This window comes from Kitasatospora sp. NPDC058965, from assembly GCF_042741245.1.
GTDB lineage: Bacteria > Actinomycetota > Actinomycetes > Streptomycetales > Streptomycetaceae > Kitasatospora.
In genome coordinates this window covers 1-4,777 of sequence record NZ_JBHYKG010000472.1, presented here as the reverse complement: position 1 = coordinate 4,777, position 4,777 = coordinate 1, and the positions used below count along the sequence as shown (strand labels likewise).

The window sequence follows — 4,777 nt, the reverse complement described above, 5'->3', positions numbered from 1 at the left end:
CCGCCCCGGGCACCGCCGCCAACAGGGCGCGGGTGTAGGGGTGTCGGGGCTCGGCCAGCAGCCGCTCGGTGGGCCCGGTCTCCACGATCCGCCCGCCGAACATCACCGCCACCCGGTCGGCGAGCCGGGCCACCACCGACAGGTCGTGGCTGATCAGCAGCAGACCCGTGCCCTGCCCGCGCAACTCGGCCAGCAGGTCGAGCACTTGGGCCTGGACCGTGACGTCGAGCGCGGTGGTCGGCTCGTCGGCGATCAGCAGGTCGGGTTCGGCGGCCAGCGCGGCAGCGATCAGCGCCCGCTGCCGCAGGCCCCCGGAGAGCTGGTGGGGGTACTGCGCGGCCCGGCGGTCCGGCTCCGGGACGCCGACCCGCTCGAGCAGGTCCCGGACCCGCTCCACCGCCGCCCGACGGTCCGCCAGCCGGTGCACCAGCAGCGGTTCGGCGACCTCCGACCCGACCCGGCGCAGCGGGTCCAGCGAGACCAGCGCGTCCTGCAGCACCAGGCCGATCCGCCGGCCCCGCACCTCGCGCCAGCCCGCCTCGCCCAGCGCGCGCAGGTCCTGGCCGTCGAACGAGAGCTCCGCGGCGGTGACCGCGGCGCCGGCCCCGGTGAGCCCGACCAGGGTCCGCGCGGTGACGCTCTTGCCGGAGCCGGACTCGCCGACCACCGCCAGGCATTCGCCCCGGTCCAGGGTGAAGGACACCTCCCGGACGGCCCGGACCGCGCCGAACCGCACGTCCAGGCCGTCCACGGTGAGCAGGGTCATCGGGCGGTCCTCCGGGTGAAGCGGCGCTGCAGGCGGCGGCCGACGAGGTTGACGGTGAGGGCGCTCAGCGTGATCGCGGCACCCGGGAAGACCCCGATCCACCAGGCGGTCTGCAGGAAGCTGCGGCCCTGCGAGAGCATCGCGCCCCACTCGGGCGAGGGCGGCTGCGGCCCGAGGCCCAGGAAGCTGAGTCCGGAGGCGGCGATCAGCGCGCCGCCGAAGCCGATGGTGGCCAGCACCAGCATCGGCCCGACCGCGTTGGGGAGCACGTGCCGCAGCACCACCAGCGGGCGCGGCACCCCGAGCCCGACGGCGGCCTCCACGTAGCCGGAGCGGCGCACCACCAGCGTCTCGGCCCGGACGATCCGCGCGTACCCGGGCGCGGTGGCGATCGCGATGGCGAGCATCACGTTGACCGCGCCGCTGCCGAGCACGGTGACGGCCAGCAGGGCGAGCAACACGGGCGGCAGCGCGAGCAGCACGTCGGCCGCGCGCATCAGCACCTGGTCGGCGAGGCGGCCGCCGAGTGCGGCCGCCAGGCCCAGCACGGTCCCGCCGACCACCGCGAAGGCGGTGGCACCCAGGCCGAGGAGCAGCGAGGGCCGGGCGCCGTAGAGCACCCGGGCGTACAGGTCGCGGCCCAGCTGGTCGGTGCCGAACCAGTGGGCGCCGCTCGGCGGGGTCAGCGCGGCGGCCGGGTCGGTGGCCACCGGCGAGGCGTGGGTCAGTAGTTGGGGCCAGAGCGCGGCCAGGGCCAGCAGCACCAGCAGGGCGCCGGCCGCCGGCAGGGTCGGGCCGACCGCCCGCAGGCGGCGCGGGACCGGTCGGGCGAGGGCGAGTTGGGCCATGGGGTCACCCGGTCCGCAAGCGAGGGTCGATGACGAGGTAGAGCAGGTCGACCAGGGTCGAGACGAGGACGTAGACCAGGGCGGAGAGCAGCACCAGGCCGATCACCAGCGGCATGTCCTTGTTGGTGGTGCCCTGCAGGCTGAGCGCACCGATGCCGGGCCGGCCGAAGACCGTCTCCACCAGCACCGCGCCGCCGAGCAGCGAGCCGGTCAGCCACCCGGTCAGGGTGACCGCCGAGGCGGCCGCGTGGCGCAGCCCGTGCCGCAGCAGCAGCGCCGCGGCGCCGAGCCCGCGGGCCCGTGCGGTGAGGGCGAACGGCTGCTGCAGCGCGGTCTCCAGCCCCTCCCGGAGCACCTGGGCCAGGACTCCGGCCAACGGCAGCGCCAGGGTCACCGCGGGCAGCACCAGGGCGGCGGCGTCCTGGTCCCCGGCGACCGGGAAGAGCCGCAGCTGGAAGGAGAAGGCGGTGAGCAGCAGGATCCCGGTCCAGTAGGACGGGCTGGAGACCGCGAGCAGTTCCACGAGTGAGCTGGCGGCCCGCAGGGCGGGCCGCCGCCCGGCCGTCGCCAGGGCCGCGACCAGGGCCAGGGCGACGGCCAGCACCAGGGCGGCCAGGGCGAGTTGGACGGTGGGCCAGAGCTGCTCGCCGATCAGGTCGAGCACCGGCCGCTGCAGTTGGTAGGACTGGCCGAGGTCCCCGGTGGCCAGCCGGCCCAGGTAGTGCAGGTACTGCTCCGGCAGCGGCCGGTCGAGCCCGAACTGGGCCCGCAGCTGCGCCTTCACCTCGGGGGTGGCGGCGCTGCCCGGTCCGAGCATCACGGTGACCGGGTCGCCGGGGAGCAGGTGCAGCGCGGCGAAGGCGACGGTGGCGGCGCCCAGCAGCACCGCTGCGGCCCCGAGCAGCCGGCGCAGTGCGGCGGCGAAGATCTGACGCACCGTCATGTCACTTGCCGAGCCAGGTGTCGTGGAAGTCCAGCCAGGTGTTGGGGTCGGCCTTGAGGCCGTGCACCTGGCTGCTGTAGCCGACCGTGTCGGTGCGCACGTACAACGGGACGATCAGCGCCAGGTCGACGGCCCGCTGCTGGGTCTTCTCGTACACGTCCTGGCGGACGGTGCCGTCCAGGGTGCCCTTGCCGGTGTTGGTCCACTCGTCCAGCTGGGCGTCCTGGTAGAAGGTGGCGTTCTGGCCGCCCTTGGCGGGCTGGCTGGCGCTGTTGAAGTACAGCCGCAGCACGTCGGGGTCGAACCTGGCCCAGCTGTAGTCGGCGATGTGCTCCTTGCCGCCGTACACGTTGGCGATGTAGGTGCCGATGTCCTGGCGGGGTCGGGTGACCTCGATGCCGATCTTCTTCAGGTCGGCCTGGATCGCCTGGCCGAGCGTGTCGCGCTGCTCGCGGACGTACTCCTGCGGCGGCAGCGGCCACTCCAGGGTGAGCCGCTGGCCGTTCTTGGTGCGGTAGCCGTCGCCGTCCCGGCCGGTCCAGCCGGCGTCGTCCAGCGCCTTGTTCGCGGCGGCCGGGTCGTACGGCCAGCTGCCCTCCAGGGCCTTGTCGTAGTCGGGGGTGGTGGGGGCGATCGGGCTCCAGGCGCGCTTGTAGACACCGAAGTAGACGCTCTTGACGTCGGTGTCCAGGTCGATGCCGCGCTGCACCGCCTGCCGCACCTTCAGGTCGTCCAGCGGGGCCTTGCTGGTGTTGAGCACCAGCGCGTAGTTGGCGCCGGGTGCGTCGGTGCTCAGCGTCTTCAGTCGCGGGTCGGCCTGCACCGTCTTGACGTCGGCGGGCGGGACGGGGTCGGCGACCTGGAGCTGTCCGCTGTTCAGCGCGCCGATCCGGACCGAGTCCTCGGTGAGGAAGCGGATGGTGAGCTTGTCCAGGTAGGCGGGGCCCTGGTGGTCGCCCTCGGGCGCCCAGTCGTAGTCGGGGTTGCGGGTGAGCACCACGCTCTGGCCCTTGGTGTAGCTGGTGAAGACGAACGGGCCGGTGCCGACGTCGGCCGGGCCGCCGGCGCCGAGCCTGGGCCCGTTCTCCTTGATCGTCTTGGGCGAGTAGAAGCCCAGGTAGGGGGTGCTGGCGGCCTGCAGGAACGGGACGAACGGCTCGGAGAAGTTCACCTTGACGGTGTGCGGGTCGATCACCTCGGTCCCGGTGTACGGGCCCAGCAGGCTGGCCGCGTACTGCGACTTGGTGTCCTTGGCCACGATCCGGTCGAAGTTCACCTTGACCGCCTCGGCGTCGAACGGGGTCCCGTCGGTGAACTTGACCCCCTCGCGCAGGTGGAAGGTGTAGCTCTTCTTGTCTGCCGACAGCTCCCAGGAGGTGGCCAGCCAGGGCTGGAAGACCCCGGTGGCGTCCTGGTGGACCAGCGAGTCGAAGACGTTGCGCTGGATCGCGCCGGTGATGTCCTGCTGGCTCACGTGGATGTCGAAGGAGATCGGCTCCACGTCGGTGGCATAGGTCAGCGAACCGCCGCTGACGGGCTTGCCGGCGGCGTCGCTCGCCGTCCCGGCCCCGCCGGCGCCGCAGGCGGCGAGCAGCAGGACCGCGGCGGCGACGGCGGCGACGGCGGGGGCGGGACGGGGTCCGGTTCGGGGCATGGCGGTCACTCCAGGGCACGGTCTGAGGGCCGGATCAGCAGTCTGAGCTGCGGGAACGCCGGTGAAGCTATCGGCCGGTCCGGGCCGGGTGACCCCTAGGCAACCCCTAGCGGACCCCTTAGCACCGACCTGCACGCGTGGGCGCGTGCCGCCGCAGCGGCGACGCGGCGTCAGAGCGGGTAGCGCGGCACCGAGCGGCGGTGGGCGATCCGCCAGCCGGCCGGGGTTCGCCGGTAGACGTCGTGGTAGTCGCCGTTGTGCACGCTGCCGTCGGGCAGGATCGCCAGGTACCGGCTGCGGCCGCGGACCGTGCCGTCCGGGTCGACACCGGGCACCCAGTCCAGGGTCTGGTGGTCCGGCGAGCTGGGGCCGAGGTCGGCGCTGAACGCCCGGATCTCGGCCAGGCCGGTGAACACGGCGCCGTTGCGGGCCAGTTCGATCACCGCGTCGGGGGCGAAGACGGTGCCGAGCGCGTCCGGGTCGGCATTGTCGAAGGCGTGCGAGAAGCGGGCCAGCAGCTGGCGCAGCTGCTCGGTGTCGTCCAGGGTCAGGGCAGGGGTGGGGTC

5 protein-coding genes are annotated in these 4,777 nt (G+C 73.7%); all 5 read right to left on the bottom strand.

The genetic code is table 11. The features are described from left to right. The coding region (locus tag ACFW1A_RS38740) for an ABC transporter ATP-binding protein (RefSeq protein WP_380418084.1) at positions 1 to 766 on the bottom strand (766 nt) is incomplete at its 3' end. After that, positions 763 to 1,614 (bottom strand): ABC transporter permease, encoded by an 852-nt coding sequence (locus tag ACFW1A_RS38735; protein ID WP_380418082.1) that lies wholly within the window; start codon positions 1,612 to 1,614, stop codon positions 763 to 765. The genes ACFW1A_RS38735 and ACFW1A_RS38740, both read right to left, overlap by 4 nt. Positions 1,615 to 1,618: 4 nt before the next feature. Next, positions 1,619 to 2,557 (bottom strand): ABC transporter permease, encoded by a 939-nt coding sequence (locus tag ACFW1A_RS38730; protein WP_380418080.1) that lies wholly within the window; start codon positions 2,555 to 2,557, stop codon positions 1,619 to 1,621. A gap of 1 nt (position 2,558) precedes the next feature. After that, entirely contained in the window at positions 2,559 to 4,211 is a 1,653-nt protein-coding gene (locus tag ACFW1A_RS38725) for an ABC transporter substrate-binding protein (RefSeq protein ID WP_380418078.1), read from the bottom strand. A 170-nt stretch (positions 4,212 to 4,381) separates the two neighbouring features. Beyond that, positions 4,382 to 4,777: nuclear transport factor 2 family protein (locus ACFW1A_RS38720; protein ID WP_380418076.1), on the bottom strand; the 396-nt coding region annotated here is incomplete at its 5' end.